Origin of the sequence: Pseudomonas sp. Mn2068, assembly GCF_049319725.1 — a bacterium.
Lineage (GTDB): Bacteria > Pseudomonadota > Gammaproteobacteria > Pseudomonadales > Pseudomonadaceae > Aquipseudomonas > Aquipseudomonas gingeri.
In genome coordinates this window covers 222539-239235 of record NZ_JBMOUG010000008.1, presented here as the reverse complement: position 1 = coordinate 239235, position 16697 = coordinate 222539, and the positions used below count along the sequence as shown (strand labels likewise).

Here is a 16697-nt window from a genome sequence, read left to right as displayed (position 1 = left end):
GGATTCGCTCGTGATCTACTGAAGGTGGGTTGCCGGAAAAGTCGTTGCCGATCATAACAGGGTTGCCCCCGCTGGGGCTGACACTGGTCGCGCGGTTTTTATTTCGACCGAATCGGTCGGGCGGCTTGTCGCCGGCAGCGCAGGCGCGGAGACTGGGTCTCTCGTTTCGGGAATACGCCCCGTATGCCAATCTCACGAACGAAGGTGGCGCGTGATGCGCCGGCGACACCGGAATTCTTCCTGCCGGAGCTCTGCCTGCCAGAAGCGCTGCTGGTGCTAGTGGTATTGGCCGAGTTGCTGGTGATGGTGCTGGTGCTGTCCGAGCCGATGCCCGCCGGTTTCGACTGGGTACGCCTGGCGCTGACCTCGCTGTACGTGCAGTGGATCGTGCTGCTCTCGGCGGCGGTGCTGTGTGGCGCCCGGTCCTGGCTGGCGCGCCTGCGTCCCGGGGTGGCGGGTGCCTTGTGCTGTGCCCTGGTGGTCGGCCTGACGCTGATCTGCACCGCCCTGACCGAGTACCTTTCCCTTGTCGAGCGGCAGGTCGACGCCGGCAGTTTCGGCCGTTATCTGCGCCATGGCTTGATCAGTCTCATCATGTCGGCGCTGATGTTGCGCTACTTTTACCTGCAGAGTCAGTGGCGGCGCCAGCAGCAGGCGGAGTTGCAGGCGCGGCTCGAGGCGTTGCAGGCGAGGATCAGGCCGCACTTCCTGTTCAACAGCCTGAACAGTATTGCCAGCCTGGTGGCGACCGACCCGAGGCAGGCCGAGCAGGCGGTGCTGGATCTGTCGGACCTGTTCCGGGCCAGTCTCGCCAAGCCGGGGAACCTGGTGTCGTGGCGCGACGAGCTGGAATTAGCGCAACGATATTTGTCGATCGAACACTATCGGCTTGGCAACCGTCTACAGTTGGACTGGAGGGTGGGGACAATTCCGGACGATTTGCCGATCCCGCAACTAACCTTGCAACCATTGCTGGAAAACGCTCTGATCTATGGAATCGCGCCGCGGGTCGAAGGCGGGGTGGTCAGAGTCGAAGCCGACTATAAAGAGGGAGAGTTCATATTGTGTATCAGCAATCCCTACGACGATGCTGCCCAGCAGCAGGTGTCGAGCGGTACTCAACTGGCGCTGGTGAACATTGGTGCCCGACTTACGGCACTTTTTGGGCCTCGCGCTAGTCTTAGCGTGGATCGCCGTGACGGACGTCACTTCACCTGTCTACGCTATCCTTGTGCGAGACTCACGCAGGAATCCAGCGCAATATGAATGTCCTGATCGTTGATGACGAACCCCTGGCCCGCGAGCGCCTGAGCCGTTTGGTTGGCGAACTCGAGGGTTACAGTGTCCTGGAGCCCAGCGCCACCAATGGCGAAGAGGCATTGGCCCTGATCGACAGCCTCAAGCCGGATGTCGTCTTGCTCGATATCCGCATGCCGGGCCTGGATGGCCTGCAGGTGGCCGCGCGCCTGTGCGAGCGCGAAACGCCGCCGGCGGTGGTGTTCTGCACCGCCCATGACGAGTTTGCCCTGGAGGCGTTCCAGGTCAGCGCCGTGGGTTATCTGGTCAAGCCGGTGCGTTCCGAGCATCTGCTCGAGGCCCTGAAGAAGGCCGAGCGGCCCAACCGCGTGCAACTGGCCGCGCTGACCCGCCCGGCCGCGGAAACCGGCGCCGGACCGCGTACCCATATCAGTGCGCGGACCCGCAAGGGGATCGAACTGATTCCCCTCGACCAGGTGATCTATTTCATCGCGGATCACAAGTACGTGACCTTGCGCCACGAAGGCGGCGAAGTCCTGCTCGACGAGCCGCTGAAGGCCCTGGAAGACGAGTTCGGCGACCGCTTCGTGCGTATCCACCGCAATGCGCTGGTGGCCCGCGAACGCATCGAACGCCTGCAGCGCACGCCCCTGGGGCACTTCCAGTTGTTCCTCAAGGGCCTCAACGGCGATGCGCTGATCGTCAGCCGGCGCCATGTCGCCGGTGTGCGCAAGATGATGCAGCAGCTCTGATCCGGGGCTTGTCACAGGCCCCGAGGTTTGTCCGTCCGCTGTTCCAGGCCAGGGAGGCTGCGGACTTTCTGATACAAGTCAAAGCTGGCCGGGCTGAACTGTTATTATCTGCCGTATCTATTCAGTACGGATCGATCCATGTCTTCTCGCGAAATCCGCATCGCCACCCGTAAGAGCGCGCTGGCCCTTTGGCAGGCCGAATACGTCAAGGCCCGCCTGGAACAGGCTCACCCGGGGTTGAAGGTGACCCTGGTACCGATGGTCAGTCGCGGCGACAAGCTGCTCGACTCGCCGCTGTCGAAGATCGGCGGCAAGGGTTTGTTCGTCAAGGAGCTGGAAACCGCACTGCTCGAGCACGAGGCGGATATCGCCGTGCACTCGATGAAGGACGTGCCGATGGATTTCCCCGAGGGGCTCGGCCTGTTCTGCATCTGCGAGCGTGAAGATCCCCGCGATGCCTTCGTCTCCAATACCCATGCCAGCCTGGATGCGTTGCCGCCGGGCGCGGTGGTCGGCACGTCGAGCCTGCGTCGCCAGGCGCAACTGCTGACCCGCCGTCCCGACCTGCAGATCCGCTTCCTGCGCGGCAACGTCAACACTCGCCTGGCCAAGCTCGATGCCGGCGAGTACGACGCGATCATCCTGGCGGCCGCGGGACTGATCCGCCTCGGTTTCGAAGACCGTATCACCTCGGCCATCAGCGTCGAGGAAAGCCTGCCGGCCGGTGGCCAGGGCGCGGTCGGTATCGAATGCCGCAGCGCCGACAGCGAGATCCAGGCACTGCTCGCCCCCCTGCATCACGCCGACACCGCCGTACGGGTCACCGCCGAGCGGGCCCTGAACAAGCACCTCAACGGTGGCTGCCAGGTGCCGATCGCCTGTTACGCCGTGCTCGAAGGCGAGCAGGTCTGGCTGCGTGGCCTGGTCGGCCAGCCCAGCGGCGGCCTGCTGCTGAGCGCCGAAGCGCGCGCTCCGCAAGCGGATGCCCGGGCGCTGGGCGTGCGGGTGGCCGAGGATCTGCTGGGGCAGGGCGCGGACGTCATTCTCAAGGCCGTCTATGGCGAGGCCGGCGAGGAATGACCGGCTGGCGTCTGCTGCTCACGCGGCCGACGGATGAGTCGACCGCGCTGTCGGCGGTACTGGCCGAGGCCGGGATCTTCAGCAGTGCCTTGCCGCTGCTGGAAATCGAGCCGCTGGTGGTCGATGGTGCCGGGCTGACGAAGATTCTCAACCTGCCTTTCTATTCGGCGGCGATTGTCGTCAGCAAGCCGGCCGCGCGCCTGGGACTGGACCTGGTGGACCAGTACTGGCCGCAGCCGCCGCTGTTGCCCTGGTTCACCGTCGGTGCCGCGACGGCGCGCTTGCTGGACGACTACGGCCTGCGGGTGGACTATCCGGCCGATGGCGATGACAGCGAGGCCTTGCTCGACCTGCCGGCCTTGCAGGAGGCCCTGGCACAGCCCGATCCCCGCGTGCTGATCCTGCGCGGAGAGGGCGGGCGCGAGCTCCTGGCTGAGCGTTTACGCGGCCAAGGTGCTAGTGTCGACTATCTGGAACTCTATCGTCGCTGCCTGCCGGCGTATGCCGAGGGCACCCTGATCGGGCAGATTCGCGCGGAACGCCTGAACGGGCTGGTGGTCAGCAGTGGGCAGGGTTTTGAACACCTGCGGCAGTTGGCGGGCGCGGCCTGGCCGGAAGTGGTCCGGTTGCCGTTGTTTGTTCCAAGCCCCCGGGTGGCGCAGATGGCTCGTGCCGCCGGGGCTCAACATGTTGTGGATTGTCGTGGTGCCAACGCCACGGCTTTGCTGGCGGCGCTACGGGAGTTCCCCGTACCCGCTTTCTGAATGCAAAGGATGGATACGTGAGCGAAACAGCCTTGCCAAAAGAAGAAGCTCAACCGGTGCCCGAGGCGCCGGTCAAACCGCCGGTGGCGCCTGTCGAGCGCCGTGGCAATGGTCTGGCGATCCTGGCGTTGCTGCTGGGTGCCGCCGGTGTGGCCGCGGGCGGCTGGGGTGTCTGGCAGGTGCGCAACCTGCAGGCCAATCACCAGCAGCAGGGCGGGCAACTGCAGGAGCTGGGCAACCAGGCGCAGTCGCTCAAGCTGAGCGAACAGCAGTTGGCCGCGCGCCTGGACCAACTGCCGGGTGCCGCCGAACTGGAGGACCGCCGGCGCCTGGTGGCGCAGTTGCAGGGCGATCAGCAGCGCCTGGGCCAGCGTCTGGAAAGCGTGCTGGGCGCCAGCCGCAAGGACTGGCGTCTGGCCGAGGCCGAGCACCTGTTGCGCCTGGCCACGCTGCGTCTGTCGGCGTTGCAGGACATCACCAGTGCCCTGGCCCTGGTGCAGGGTGCCGACGATATCCTGCGTGAACAGAACGACCCGGGCTCCTTTGCCGCCCGCGAACAATTGGCCAAGAGCCTGGCGGCGCTGCGCAGTACCGAGCAGCCGGATCGCACCGGACTGTTCCTGCAACTGGGCGCCTTGCGTGACCAGGTCGCGCAGCTCAACGAACTGGCACCGGAGTACAAGGACCGCGGCGACTCCTTGCTGGGCCTGACCTCCGATGGCGACGGCGCCAGCCGCTGGGCGCAGTGGTGGGACGAGATCTCGCGTTATATTCGTATCGACTTCAACGCCAACAAGAACATCCGGCCGTTGCTCGCCGGGCAGAGCCTGACCCAGGTCCGCCTGGCCTTGAGCCTGGCGCTGGAGCAGGCGCAATGGGCGGCCCTGAACGGCCAGGCGGGGGTTTACACCCAGGCGCTGACGGAAGCTCGCGATGTGTTGACCGGCAGCTTCAATCCGGACAACCCGCAGAGCAAGGTCATGGTCGAGCAGCTCAGCGAACTGAGCAGGAAACCGGTGACGGTGCTGACCCCGGACCTGGCTGCGACACTCGGTGCCGTCCAGGCCTATCTCGAGCGGCGCCACGTGGAAGCCGACACACCGGTGAGCGGTAGTGCCAACCCGGCGCAGGAGACCAGTCCATGAAACGGTTTATCGCGATTGCACTGCTGGTCATCGTCGCGGTAGGTCTGCTGGGCTTCGCGATTTCCAGGCATGCCGGCTACGTCCTGATCGCCTATGACAGCTTCCGTTACGAATCCAGCCTGTGGGCATTCCTGGCCGTGCTGCTGATGCTGTGGCTGGCCTATCGACTGCTCAGGTTCCTCGTCGGCCTGGTCACGGCGTCGAGTTCGGCGGCCAACCCCTGGTCCCGGCGCAACCGTAGCCGGCGGATCCAGCTGGCCATCGAACAAGGCCAGATGGATCTCGCCGAAGGTCGCTGGGCCAGTGCCCAGAAACACCTGCATCGGGCTGCCGAGGCTGAGCGCCAGCCGCTGCTTTATTACCTCGGCGCGGCGCGTGCGGCCAATGAGCAGGGTAAATATGAAGAGTGCGACAGCCTGCTGGAACGCGCCCTGACGCGCCAGCCGCAGGCCGAGCTGGCGATTGCGCTGAGTCACGCGCAGTTGCAAGTGGACCGTGGCGATACCGAGGGTGCTTTGGGTACGCTGCAGGCCATGCACGAGCTCCATCCCCACAGTGTCCAGGTGCTGCGCCAGTTGCAGCGGCTGCATCAGCAGCGGGGCGACTGGTCGGCGGTGGTCCGGCTGCTGCCGGAGTTGCGCAAGGACAAGGCGTTGCCGCAAAGCGAGCTGGTCGAACTGGAGCGGCGCGCGTGGGGCGAAAACCTCGGTCTGGCGGCGCGTCGTGAAGAGGATGGCGAGGCCGGCCTGCAGTCGCTGGAGCGGGCCTGGCAGCAATTGTCCGCGGCCCAGCGCCAGGAGCCGCAACTGGTGCTGGCTTATGCCGAGCAACTGCGCCGGCTGGGGGCCGAGGTGCAGGCCGAGGAGGTCTTGCGCGCGGCGCTCAAGCGTCAGTACGACAGCCATCTGGCGCGCCTCTACGGGCTGCTGCGCGGGCGCGATCCGGCTCGCCAGCTGCAGACCGCCGAGGGCTGGCTCAAGGACCATCCGGCTGATGCCAGCCTGTTGCTGACACTGGGGCGCCTGTGCCTGCAGAACAGCTTGTGGGGCAAGGCTCGCGATTATCTGGAAGGGAGCCTGCGGGTACAGCGCAACCCGGAAGCCTGTGCCGAACTGGCCAGGCTACTGGCCCAGTTGGGGGATACCGAGCGCAGCAACCAACTGTTCCAGGAAGGTCTTGGCCTGCTGGACGAACGCTTGCTCGCGTTGCCGCTGCCGGTACCGGTGAGCGCCTAGGCGAGAGCGGGGCGGGTGGTCCGCGATGGGCGACCCGTCTCAGGCCCCCGGCCTATTTCCCTGTAATGCTCTGATACCGAAATCCTACTCGCTACTTAATGGTTTCATAGGATGTCTGTCGGTAATTCCCTACAGGCTTGAGGAATTATCTGCTGCGGCCCGCCTTGAAAGGGCCAAGGCCTTTCCTCTACCGTAACTGCCTGTCTCTCCTGTTACGGAAAAGCCATGTTCTTGGCCCGCTCACGTTCTCTGTTCTCCCTGGCTTTTCTGGCAGCGGCCCTGGTCATGGGGGCATCGTTGTACCTGGAGTATGGAGTCGGGCTGGAGCCGTGCTCGCTGTGCGTGATGCAGCGCCTGTTCCTCGGCGGCTTCTGCCTGGTCAGCCTGGTGGGCGCCTTGCACGGGCCGGCGCGCATCGGTCGTTGGGTCTATGGTGCGCTGGGGTTGCTGTTCGTCCTGGCGGGGGCGGCGACCGCGGCCCGGCAGGTCCTGCTGCAGCGGGTGCCGATAGAGGAACTGATGATCTGCCAGCCCGGCCTGCATTGCCTGATGCAACAGGTCTCGCCTTTCAAGGCGTTGGTCCTGATGTTCCGGGCGACCGCCGAGTGCGCGCAGATCCACTGGACCCTGTTCGACCTGAGTCTGCCCGAGTGGAGCCTGCTGGCCTTTGTCGGCATGAGTATTCTGGCGATCTATCAGATAGTTGGCCCGGCCACCGGCGCTGAACGCCGCGCGTGAAGCAACCGGTAGTCGCCCTCCGGATTAAACACTTGTATGAACTTTATCTCCTGCGTACCTTGAAGCAGGTGTCGTGCGGGCATAATCTGGCCCGCACGTGTTATCGCAAATAGGTTGTTCTGTTTGGCCAAGTCAGGATCCTCGGCGTGTACGAGGTGTCGGGCGGCATGACCCAGAAGGGAAGAGATCACCATGCTCGAAAGTTGTCAGAATGCTCAGGAACGCTGGGGTGGAGTGCATCTGCTGATCGACCGCTGGTTGCAGGCGCGTCACGAACTGGTACGGGCTTATGATGCTCTCGGTGCCGAGCCCGGAGCCCTGGCGGACAATCGCCAGCCGCTGCAGGAGTTCTGCGGGGTCCTGGTGGACTACGTGTCGGCCGGTCACTTCGAAATCTACGAACAGCTGACCGGCGAGGCCAAGGCGTTCGGCGACAAGCGCGGGCTGGAACTGGCCGAGACGATCTATCCCCGTATCGATGTGATCACCGAAAAACTGCTGGCCTTCAACGACCTGTGCGACGCCGGCAAATGCGTGGCGGAGAAGTTCAAGGAGCTCGGTGGCCTGCTGCATGAACGCTTCGAACTCGAGGACTGCCTGATCGAAGTGCTGCACACCGCACACAAGGAAGAGGCGGTCGCCCAGGCCTGAGGTGTAGTGATTCTCCACTGAAAACGGTGCGCATGGCGCGCCGTTTTTCGTTTGTGGGGCAGGCTCAGCTGGCGACGCCCAGCAACTCGATATCGAACACCAGCGGCGTATACGGGGCGATCAGGTCACCCGCGCCATCCGCGCCATAGGCTTGTGCCGAAGGCAGCACCAGACGCCACTTCGCCCCCACCGGCATCTGCGGCAGCGCACTGCGCCAGCCATCGATCACGCTGTCCAGGCGAAACCATTGCGGTTGGCTGTTCTGGTCGAACACCGTGCCATTGGGCAGGTGGCCCACATACCGCACTTGCACCCGGCCATTGGCAGCCACTTTTGCACCGGTGCCCGGTGTCAGTTCGGTCACCAGGATGCCGTCGGCCAGTTCTCGGACACCCGGTTTGGCTTTTTCCTCGGCGAGGAATTTCTTCTCGGCTTCGAGGGCAATCTCGCTTTGCGGTTTTGCCGCTTCCTCGGCGGCCCGGGCTTCGTGAGCGGCCAGGACCTGCTCGATGCGTTCGTCCTTCAGGGCCAGCGGCTTGCCCTGGTAAGCCTGCTGCAAACCTTCGACCAGTGCCTTGAGTTGCAGGTCCGGAACTTCCTGGCGCAAGCGTTCGCCGAGACTGGCGCCGAGGCTGTAGGCGAGGTCATGGGCATCGTCGGTTTTTTCTTCTGGCGCGGCATGGGCCAGTGGCAAGACAAGACACAACGACAGCAGTAGATAACGCGACATGGGGACTCTCCGACCTGAGATCCGAAGGATTATGCCAGTGCTGCGCGACGGTTGTTGGAGAACTCGCGGCGCCCTGAAAAACCGCCGATTGCGGTGTGCTCGAAGCGGGTGGTGGAACGCGAAAAAGAGTGGAGACGCGGTCCGGAAAAACACGACGAAATATCGCCTGTGCGAGGGGAATTTTATCGGCGATTTCGGTGTTCGTCCGATGATCCCGAAGAACATTTTTTGCAGCATGCAACGCCAGCCATTCGATACTGTCAACATGCCCTAGCGGCGGTAGTCACAGAGGGCTAGTATGAGCCGCACTCACGTCAGCCAGGAGGTAAACCATGTCGGCCACCAAGAAGCCTGTAAATACTCCGTTGCACTTACTCCAACAGTTGTCGGGCAGCCTGCTCGAGCATTTGGAAAACGCTTGTTCCCAAGCCTTGGCTGATGCTGAAAAACTGCTCGCCAAACTGGAAAAGCAACGCGGTAAAGCACAGGAAAAACTGCACAAGTCCCGCACCAAATTGCAGGAAGCTGCTACCGCCGGAAAAGCCAAGGCACAAGCCAAGGCCAAGACCGCAGTGGGGGAACTGGAAGAGCTGCTCGACAAGCTGAAAGCCAGCCAGTCCGAAACCCGTACCTACATCCTGCAACTCAAGCGCGATGCGCAAGAGAGCCTGAAACTGGCGCAAGGTGTTGGCCGTGTGAAAGAGGCCGTGACCAAGGCCCTGTCCACCCGCGCCGCCAAGCCTGCCGCTCCGGCCAAGGTTGCCGCTGCCAAGCCGGCTGCAAAACCTGCCGCTGCCAAAACTGCTGCTGCCAAGCCAGCCGCGAAACCAGCCGCTGCCAAACCCGCTGCCGCCAAGCCGGCTGCAAAACCTGCTGCTAAAACCGCTGCCGCCAAGCCGGCCGCGAAACCAGCCGCTGCCAAACCCGCCGCCGCCAAACCGGCTGCAAAACCTGCTGCTAAAACCGCTGCCGCCAAGCCAGCCGCGAAACCAGCCGCTGCCAAACCCGCCGCCGCCAAGCCGGCCGCGAAACCAGCCGCTGCCAAACCCGCCGCCGCCAAGCCGGCTGCAAAACCTGCTGCTAAAACCGCTGCCGCCAAGCCAGCTGCAAAACCGGCCGCTGCCAAACCCGCTGCTGCCAAGCCAGCGGCGAAACCAGCCGCTGCCAAACCGGCTGCCGCCAAGCCAGCTGCAAAACCAGCGGCTGCTAAAACCGCTGCCGCCAAGCCAGCTGCAAAACCAGTTGCTGCCAAACCGGCTGCCGCCAAGCCAGCTGCAAAACCTGCTGTTGCCAAACCGACTGCCGCCAAGCCAGCGGCGAAACCCGCTGCTGCCAAACCGGCTGCTGCCAAGCCCGCGGCGAAACCTGCTGCTGCCAAACCAGCCGTAGCCAAGCCAGCAGCTGCCAAGCCTGCAACTCCGGCACCTGCTCCAGCAGCACCGGCACCGACTGCAGCCGCTGCACCGGCTCCGGCCGTTACTGCTCCAGCGCCGGCTCCGGTCGCCAGCAGCACCCCAACCAGCGCTTCCTAAGCCTGGCTCACCGCGACGCGCAGCTGTTGCAGCGCGTCGCGGCTCAGGTGGGCCGCTTGTGCGGTGCTGCCGTCCAGCCACGCCATCAGATCGTCGGCCATTCCCTGTGGCCAGTCCCGGCACAACCCTTCCAGGCGCAACAGCAATTGGCGTTCCGCCTCCAGTTCAAGTGCCTTCACCTGATCGCGCAGTACCTTCAGCTCGTTGTCCTGCAACGCCATGGCCCGCCATTGCCCGCGCAATTGCCTGAGTGGCTGCACCACCTGCGCCTGCCAGGGTTGTGCGACCAGGCGCAATTGCGCCAATCGTCCGGCCTCGCAGCTGACGCCGCGTACCCCCAGCCACGCCGCGCAGAGCATCAGGCAGACATCCGCCCCCTGCGCCTGCAGGGCCAGGAAGGCTTCTTCCACGCCGGGCTTGGCATAAGTCTCGAGAGAAAACGTCCACAGGTCAGCATGCATGGTTCGATCCGCGCCAGTTGCGAGGGAAGCTGGTAGACTCCGCCGCCATTATGATTCGACTTCAGAACCTGACTTTACAGCGTGGCCCGCAACGTCTGCTAGAAGACGCCGAGCTGACCCTGCACGCCGGCCATAAAGCCGGCCTCATCGGTGCCAACGGCGCCGGCAAATCCAGCCTGTTCGCCCTGTTGCGGGGTGAGCTGCACCCGGACTCGGGTGACTGCTTCCTGCCGGCCGATTGGCGTATCGCCCACATGCGCCAGGAGGTCGATACCCTCGACCGCCTGGCGGTCGACTATGTGCTCGATGGCGACATACGCCTGCGCCAGGTGCAGCACGACCTGGCGGCGGCCGAGGTGGCCCACGATGGCGCTGCCCAGGCGCGCCTGCACGCGGAGCTCGACAGCGCCGACGGCTACACCGCCGACGCCCGGGCCCGCAAGCTTCTGGCCGGGCTGGGCTTCACCAATGAGCAGATGGACCGCCCGGTTGGCGATTTCTCCGGCGGCTGGCGGATGCGCCTGAACCTGGCGCAGGCACTGATGTGTCCGTCGGACCTGTTGCTGCTCGACGAACCGACCAACCACCTCGACCTCGATGCGATCATCTGGCTGGAAGAGTGGCTCAAGAGCTACCCCGGCACCTTGCTGCTGATCTCCCACGACCGCGACTTCCTCGACGAAGTGGTCGATCACGTGGCCCATGTCGACCAGCGCAAGATCACCCTCTATCGCGGTGGCTACAGCGCGTTCGAGCGCGCCCGTGCGGAGCGCCTGGCTCAGCAGCAACAGGCCTACGAGAAGCAGCAGGCGCAACGTGCGCACATGGAAAGCTATATCGCCCGCTTCAAGGCCCAGGCCACCAAGGCCCGTCAGGCGCAGAGCCGGATCAAGGCCCTGGAACGGATGGAAGAGCTGTCGGCGGCCCACGTCGACTCGCCGTTCGACTTCACCTTCCGCGAGTCGCACAAGATCTCCAGCCCGTTGCTGGACCTGTCCGATGCCCGCCTGGGTTATGGCGAGAAAACCATCCTGGAGAAGGTCAAGCTGCAACTGACCCCGGGCGCGCGGATCGGCTTGCTCGGCCCCAATGGCGCAGGCAAGTCGACGCTGATCAAGAACCTCGCCGGCGAGCTGTCGCCGCTGGCGGGACGCATGACCCGCGGTGAAAACACCGTGGTCGGCTACTTCGCCCAGCACCAGCTCGACTCGCTGGACGCCAAGGCCAGCCCGCTGCTGCACCTGCAACGCCTGGCACCGACCGAGCGCGAGCAGACCCTGCGCGACTTCCTCGGGGGTTTCGACTTCCGTGGCGCGCGCATCGACGAGCCGGTGCTGAATTTCTCCGGCGGTGAAAAAGCCCGCCTGGCGCTGGCCCTGATTGCCTGGGAACGGCCGAACCTGTTGCTGCTCGACGAACCGACCAACCACCTGGACCTGGAAATGCGCCTGGCGCTGACCATGGCCTTGCAGGAGTTCAGCGGTGCGGTGCTGGTGGTCTCCCACGACCGTCATCTGCTCAAGAGCACCACCGACAATTTCTACCTGGTGGCTGACGGCAAGGTCGAGGAGTTCGACGGCGACCTGGAAGACTATGCCCGCTGGCTGGTCGAGTATCGCCAGCGCAACGCTCCGGTCAGCAACACGCCGGTGAATGCGGACAAGACCGACAAGAAGGCCCAGCGCCAGGCCGCGGCTGCGTTGCGTCAGCAACTGGCCCCGCACAAGCGCGAGGCCGACAAGCTCGAAGCCGAGCTGGGCAAGCTGCACGAGCGGCTGGCGAAGATCGAGGCGAGCCTCGGCGACAGCGCGGTCTACGAAGCTGACCGCAAGGACGAGCTGCGTGACCTGCTGGCCGACCAGGCCAGGCTCAAGGTCCGCGAGGCGGAACTCGAAGAAGCCTGGATGGAAGCCCTGGAGGTGCTGGAAAGCATGCAGGCGGAGTTGGAAGCGCTGTCCTGACCGATAGTTGTCCGACAAAAAACGATGGTCAATTTCACGCCCGCGGATTAGCTTAGAGGTTTGTTGAAACTCTTATCCGAGGTGCGTGATGCTGATTGAGACGTGGCTGGCATTTTTTGCGGCATGCTGGGTAATCAGCCTGTCTCCTGGCGCTGGCGCGATCGCTTCGATGTCCAGCGGCCTGCAGTATGGTTTCCTGCGCGGTTACTGGAATGCCCTCGGTCTGCAACTGGGCCTGGCGGCACAGATCGCAGTGATCGCTGCCGGTGTCGGTGCCGTCCTGACCGCTTCGGCGACGGCCTTCTACGCCATCAAGTGGTTCGGCGTGGTGTATCTGGTGTACCTGGCGGTCAAACAGTGGCGCGCGCTGCCCAGCGACATGACCGAGGAAGCGACGATCCGTCCGGTCGGCAAGCCGCTGACCCTGATGTTCCGCGGTTTCCTGGTCAACGTCAGCAACCCCAAGGCACTGGTGTTCATGCTCGCGGTGCTGCCGCAGTTCATCGATCCCCATGCGCCGCTGGTGCACCAGTACCTGATCCTCGGCGTGACCATGATCGGCGTCGACATGATCGTCATGGCCGGCTACACCGGCCTGGCAGCCAAGGTCTTGCGTCTGCTGCGCACCCCCAGGCAGCAACGCCGGATGAACCGGACCTTTGCCGGGTTGTTCGTCGGTGCGGCCGGATTTCTGGCAACGCTGCACAAGGCGACCACCTGAGGCTCTTTGTTGCCTGAGCGGACGCTATCGCCGGCAAGCCGGCTCCCACAGGATCTGAGTCGTGTTGCACAAGTGTGCTCGACGCGGGCTCCCACAGGATCTGTGCCGTAGCCGGGAAGCGTGCTCGATGCCGGCTCCCTCGGGATCAGCGTCGTGCCGTGCAAGTGTGCTCGACGCGGGCTTTGTGGGAGCCGGCTTGCTGGCGATGAGCGATCACGCGGTCCCGGATTATTGCAGGACCCGCGCCGGCTCATCCGGTGGCAGGTTGTTGCGTTGCAGTGGCTGGCGCGCATCCGGGGACATATCCGGGCCGCCCAGTTGCATGCTCAACTGTCGCGCGACATCCTCGCCCAGGGACTTGGATACATCACGCACCACCCGCGGACGATTCAGCGAAACGCGGATATCCCGGCTGTTGACCAGCTTGGTGTCCTGGCCTTCGCCCATGGCGGTGAACGCCGAGGTGATCTCGTAGGTCCGGGTGTTGATCAGGCTGAAATCGCCCACCAGTGTCAGCCCCAGTACCGCGGAGTAACTGTTGGTGTTGGCCAGTTCATTCACATCCTGGGTGAAGTCGATGTCCGAGACGGTGCCGAACAGCACATAGTCGGCACCCTTGAAGCTGCCGCCCTTGATCCGCTTGATCACGTCGTAGACATCGCCCTTGGAGCTGGCGGTGTAGGGCGTGCCCTGGATCAGCTGGAACATGCCGGTACGCAGGATCTCGCCCTTGATGTCGCCGGTGAACTTGCGCAACTCGCCTTGCTCGATATAGCTGCTGCGGCTCTCGTATTCGTCATAACTCGACGAGCCCGAGGCGCCGTAGTAGCTCTGCTGGTAGTTGTTGCGCGCCGAGACGCTGCGGATGTACTGCTCCACTTGCGCCTGATACGCCAGGTCCGCCACCGCGACCTTCGGCGCGGCCTGCACGCCAAAGGCGCAGGCCAGGCCGATAATGCCAATCCATGCTCGCATCATTCAACGCTCCGTGGTTTTGCGAATCTCTTTCTCGTCCATCCATTCGGCCAGGCCGCTTTCGACGTCGATCAGTTGCAGGCTGAACTTGTAGAAGACGTCCTTGTAGTCGCTGCTGCGCTTGACGATCGAGCTGATCGAGCCTTCCAGGCGGTACTTGGCGGCGATCATGTTGCCAGTCTTGCTGACGGTACTCTTCTTGTACAGGCCACTCTGGTTCTGCAGCTTCAGCTGGTCGACCTGGCTCTGCATCTCGGTGTTGTCGCTGGCGAAGCGGGCGGTGCCAGACTTCATCAACTGGGTCTTGATCGAGGTGGTGATCTCGCGGGTGTCGATGTATTCGCTGGTCTTGTTCTTCACGTCATACACCTGCACCACCGGACGGCCCTGCAGGATGCCGGACTGGGCCAGGGAACGGGTCATGGACTCGGCGATCATCTGCAGGTCGGTGGAGCCGAACTCGTTGGTGACCAGCTCGACGGCCTTGGTGTCACCGTAGCTGATGTTCTTCCCACCCAGGACCGGCGAGGTGTTCTGGGCGCAACCGCTGGCCAGCAGGGCGACAACGGCGAGGAGTGAAAAGCGTGCAAACATGGAGAGGTTCTCTTCAAAGGGGCGCAAGGGGGCGACGGCGCATCAAGGGGTTTTGACTTCCAGGCGGAAGTCGGTGGCCTTCGGTGTCGGGGCGATGCCTGGCAGGAAGGTGCTCTGGGCGCCATACAGGCCCAGGGTCTTCCAGGTTTCCTCGTCGGCGACCGGGAAGCCGTCATTGCCCAGCCAGGCAAAGCGGTAGTACATCATCTTGTTCTTGGTGCGGGTGTTGCTCAGTTGCACCTTGACGGTGAGGAAGCCGTTTTCCCGGGCGACGCGAATGGCGCCGACCTGGATATCTTCCATTTCACCCAGGGCAACGATCTTGCTCGCGGCACTCCCCGGCGCCGGGGGCGGCGGTGGGGTGGCACAGCCGGCCAGCAAGGCCAGGGCAACGACAGCGGTCAGTTTGAAGTGCATGCGCAAGACTCCGTTCTCAAGGTTGTTTGATGCTGGCCACGGCCGTCGGGTTGGCGCTCGGGATCAGCCGGGCCGCCAGGCCGCTGGTGAATACCTGGTTACCGACGGCGCGCAGGCTGATGACCTGGTAGCGGCGGTCGATGGTGACCTTGACCAGCGAGCCGCCGACGGCGCTTGGCAGCGACACTTGGTGCTCGCCTTTCTTCAGGCGCAGGCGCACCACCTGGGTGGTGTCCGGCAGGGTGCGCCAGGTCCGGGTATCGGCGCCTTCGAGGACGGCCGAGGTGATGCCCACGGCCAGGCCGGCCATCGGGTTGACCTTGTTCAGGTTCTTCTGGGCGATGCCGCGGCTGATGGCCCGTACGCTGGTACGCAGGATGATGCCCGGCATGTCGTCGCGCAGGGCGCGCCGGGACATGGCGGTGGTGCTGTTGAGCGCGGTCAGGTTGACGGGCTGGCCGTCGACGCCGATCTGGGCGAAGCCCGGGGTCGAGGTGTCGGGCTTGATGATCGGGAACGACAGCGGGGTGATAACGATGCCGTTGTCGATCGGCAATGGAAGCGGAATGCGGATCGAGTCGCGGGCCGGCGCCAGGCCGCTCTGCACGACGATCAGGATATCGCTGTCGTCGTCCTTGGCGGGCTTGTCGAGGTTGACCAGGGCCTGTTCCAGCAGCGGCGTGTTGGGACGCAACTCGGCCGCCTGGCGATAGCCCGGCGCGGCCAGGTCCTTCTCGCCGAGGGCTTCGTAGACATAGCCGGCCAGGTAATGACTGAACGCGCTCTGGTAGCTGTTTTTCAGGCCGACCACTTCCGGGGCGTCGAGGCTGGCCACCGGATAACCCTGGAGATCCTTGTACTGGGTCTTGATCCCCTGCTGGTCGGCTTCTTCCTCGCTCTTGAGGTACTGCTTGTCGCGCAGGTCGGCGATCACCGCTTCACGTTCGTGGGTCTTCTTGATGGCGGTGCGGGCGCTCTCGAAGTCGTTGACGGCGAGGAAGTTCAGCGCCATCTGCGTGGTCAGCATGACCTTCTCGTAGTCGTAGCCCTCGTACTTGCGCACCTTGTCGTTGACCAGGAAGCTGCCGAACTGGGCGACGTACTTGGCGGTGTCCAGCTTGACGTCATCTTCCCAGTGGCCGACCACCTGGTCGGCATGACCCCAGGCCTGCTGGCTGCCGGGCAGGTCGCCCTTGGCCCGCAGCAGCTCGCCTTTCTCGAAGTAATAGAGCAGATCGCGGTCTTCGCTGCCGTTGTTCTTGTCCAGCAGGGCCAGTGCCGCGTCGACATTGCCCGAGGCCAGTTGCTGGCTGGTCTGTGCCAGCTCGCTGTCGTAGTTGCGAAATACCGAGCAGCCGGACAGCAAGGCAATGGTGCCCAGGGCAATCAAAAGGCGAGTGCAGGATGTCATGACGATATCTTCCCTGATAAAGAGCAGCCGGGAATGCGGGTCAGGCTGAAAGGGACCCATTGGCAGGTCAGGTTGCTTACCTGTCAATTCCTCATAAAAAGAGGCGCTTTAATTTCTTATAGCCATAACATCGGCGCGGCATTATAGGCGTGAGTGCTGGCGATGTAATGGCTTTTTTGTTCCGGTTTGTGATGCGGTTCGGCTTGTGCCGTGGATCCGTTCCCTGTGTTGCACATGCCCTTTCGTGGCTTTCGGTACGAAGCCGAAACCCGG

General features: G+C 63.9%; 17 protein-coding genes. 11 read left to right on the top strand and 6 right to left on the bottom strand.

What is annotated here, in order from left to right:
- Positions 1-183 precede the first annotated feature (183 nt).
- The 8 genes from ACL9RJ_RS19995 to ACL9RJ_RS19960 all read left to right on the top strand — a co-directional run bounded on the left by ACL9RJ_RS19995 (position 184) and on the right by ACL9RJ_RS19960 (position 7622).
- Entirely contained in the window at positions 184-1266 is a 1083-nt protein-coding gene (locus ACL9RJ_RS19995) for a sensor histidine kinase (RefSeq protein WP_042935101.1), read from the top strand.
- Positions 1263-2009, top strand: coding sequence for a LytR/AlgR family response regulator transcription factor (locus ACL9RJ_RS19990; protein ID WP_017125485.1), 747 nt, complete (start codon positions 1263-1265; stop codon positions 2007-2009). The genes ACL9RJ_RS19995 and ACL9RJ_RS19990 overlap by 4 nt, the downstream gene beginning before the upstream one ends.
- 138 nt (positions 2010-2147) lie before the next feature.
- Positions 2148-3089: a hydroxymethylbilane synthase gene (hemC, locus tag ACL9RJ_RS19985; RefSeq protein WP_422765584.1), complete on the top strand. Its 942-nt coding sequence runs from the start codon at positions 2148-2150 to the stop codon at positions 3087-3089.
- Complete coding sequence (locus ACL9RJ_RS19980; RefSeq protein WP_422765583.1) at positions 3086-3853, top strand: uroporphyrinogen-III synthase; 768 nt, start codon at positions 3086-3088, stop codon at positions 3851-3853. Before hemC ends, ACL9RJ_RS19980 begins: the two co-directional genes overlap by 4 nt.
- Positions 3854-3870: 17 nt before the next feature.
- The gene (locus ACL9RJ_RS19975) at positions 3871-4998 is read left to right on the top strand and encodes a uroporphyrinogen-III C-methyltransferase (protein WP_017125482.1); all 1128 of its coding nucleotides are present in this window, start codon (positions 3871-3873) and stop codon (positions 4996-4998) included.
- On the top strand, positions 4995-6233 hold the full coding sequence (locus ACL9RJ_RS19970) for a heme biosynthesis protein HemY (protein ID WP_422765582.1): 1239 nt from the start codon (positions 4995-4997) through the stop codon (positions 6231-6233). The genes ACL9RJ_RS19975 and ACL9RJ_RS19970 overlap by 4 nt, the downstream gene beginning before the upstream one ends.
- Positions 6234-6458: 225 nt before the next feature.
- Positions 6459-6971, top strand: a complete 513-nt coding sequence (locus ACL9RJ_RS19965) for a disulfide bond formation protein B (RefSeq protein WP_017125480.1) — start codon at positions 6459-6461, stop codon at positions 6969-6971.
- Positions 6972-7163: 192 nt separating this feature from the next.
- The gene (locus tag ACL9RJ_RS19960; protein WP_017125479.1) at positions 7164-7622 is read left to right on the top strand and encodes an Rsd/AlgQ family anti-sigma factor; all 459 of its coding nucleotides are present in this window, start codon (positions 7164-7166) and stop codon (positions 7620-7622) included.
- 64 nt (positions 7623-7686) lie between these two features.
- On the opposite strand, the gene ACL9RJ_RS19955 is transcribed toward ACL9RJ_RS19960, so the two are convergent.
- The gene (locus ACL9RJ_RS19955; protein ID WP_177087186.1) at positions 7687-8352 is read right to left on the bottom strand and encodes an FKBP-type peptidyl-prolyl cis-trans isomerase; all 666 of its coding nucleotides are present in this window, start codon (positions 8350-8352) and stop codon (positions 7687-7689) included.
- A 332-nt stretch (positions 8353-8684) separates the two neighbouring features.
- Here ACL9RJ_RS19955 and ACL9RJ_RS19950 point away from each other — a divergent pair, with 332 nt between their 5' ends.
- Complete coding sequence (locus ACL9RJ_RS19950) at positions 8685-9884, top strand: AlgP family protein (protein ID WP_422765581.1); 1200 nt, start codon at positions 8685-8687, stop codon at positions 9882-9884.
- Here the strand turns inward: ACL9RJ_RS19950 and ACL9RJ_RS19945 are convergent.
- Positions 9881-10345: a TIGR02444 family protein gene (locus tag ACL9RJ_RS19945; RefSeq protein WP_178991226.1), complete on the bottom strand. Its 465-nt coding sequence runs from the start codon at positions 10343-10345 to the stop codon at positions 9881-9883. The genes ACL9RJ_RS19950 and ACL9RJ_RS19945 overlap by 4 nt on opposite strands.
- Before the next feature lie 50 nt (positions 10346-10395).
- Here ACL9RJ_RS19945 and ACL9RJ_RS19940 point away from each other — a divergent pair, with 50 nt between their 5' ends.
- Both ACL9RJ_RS19940 and ACL9RJ_RS19935 read left to right on the top strand, forming a co-directional pair.
- A complete protein-coding gene (locus ACL9RJ_RS19940; protein WP_017125476.1) occupies positions 10396-12306 on the top strand; it encodes an ATP-binding cassette domain-containing protein in 1911 nt (636 codons plus the stop codon).
- Between the two features lie 88 nt (positions 12307-12394).
- Positions 12395-13027: a LysE family transporter gene (locus tag ACL9RJ_RS19935; protein ID WP_017125475.1), complete on the top strand. Its 633-nt coding sequence runs from the start codon at positions 12395-12397 to the stop codon at positions 13025-13027.
- Positions 13028-13255: 228 nt separating this feature from the next.
- Here the strand turns inward: ACL9RJ_RS19935 and ACL9RJ_RS19930 are convergent, their stop codons facing one another.
- The 4 genes from ACL9RJ_RS19930 to ACL9RJ_RS19915 are packed head-to-tail and all read right to left on the bottom strand — an operon-like array spanning position 13256 to position 16424.
- Entirely contained in the window at positions 13256-14002 is a 747-nt protein-coding gene (locus ACL9RJ_RS19930; RefSeq protein ID WP_042935154.1) for a hypothetical protein, read from the bottom strand.
- A gap of 3 nt (positions 14003-14005) precedes the next feature.
- Positions 14006-14596 carry a penicillin-binding protein activator LpoB gene (lpoB, locus tag ACL9RJ_RS19925; protein WP_177058276.1) on the bottom strand — a complete coding sequence of 197 codons (591 nt, stop codon included), beginning with the start codon at positions 14594-14596 and terminating at the stop codon, positions 14006-14008.
- Between the two features lie 42 nt (positions 14597-14638).
- Positions 14639-15013 carry a YcfL family protein gene (locus ACL9RJ_RS19920; protein ID WP_017125472.1) on the bottom strand — a complete coding sequence of 125 codons (375 nt, stop codon included), beginning with the start codon at positions 15011-15013 and terminating at the stop codon, positions 14639-14641.
- Between the two features lie 16 nt (positions 15014-15029).
- Positions 15030-16424 carry a COG3014 family protein gene (locus ACL9RJ_RS19915; protein ID WP_042935153.1) on the bottom strand — a complete coding sequence of 465 codons (1395 nt, stop codon included), beginning with the start codon at positions 16422-16424 and terminating at the stop codon, positions 15030-15032.
- Between the last annotated feature and the right edge of the window lie 273 nt (positions 16425-16697).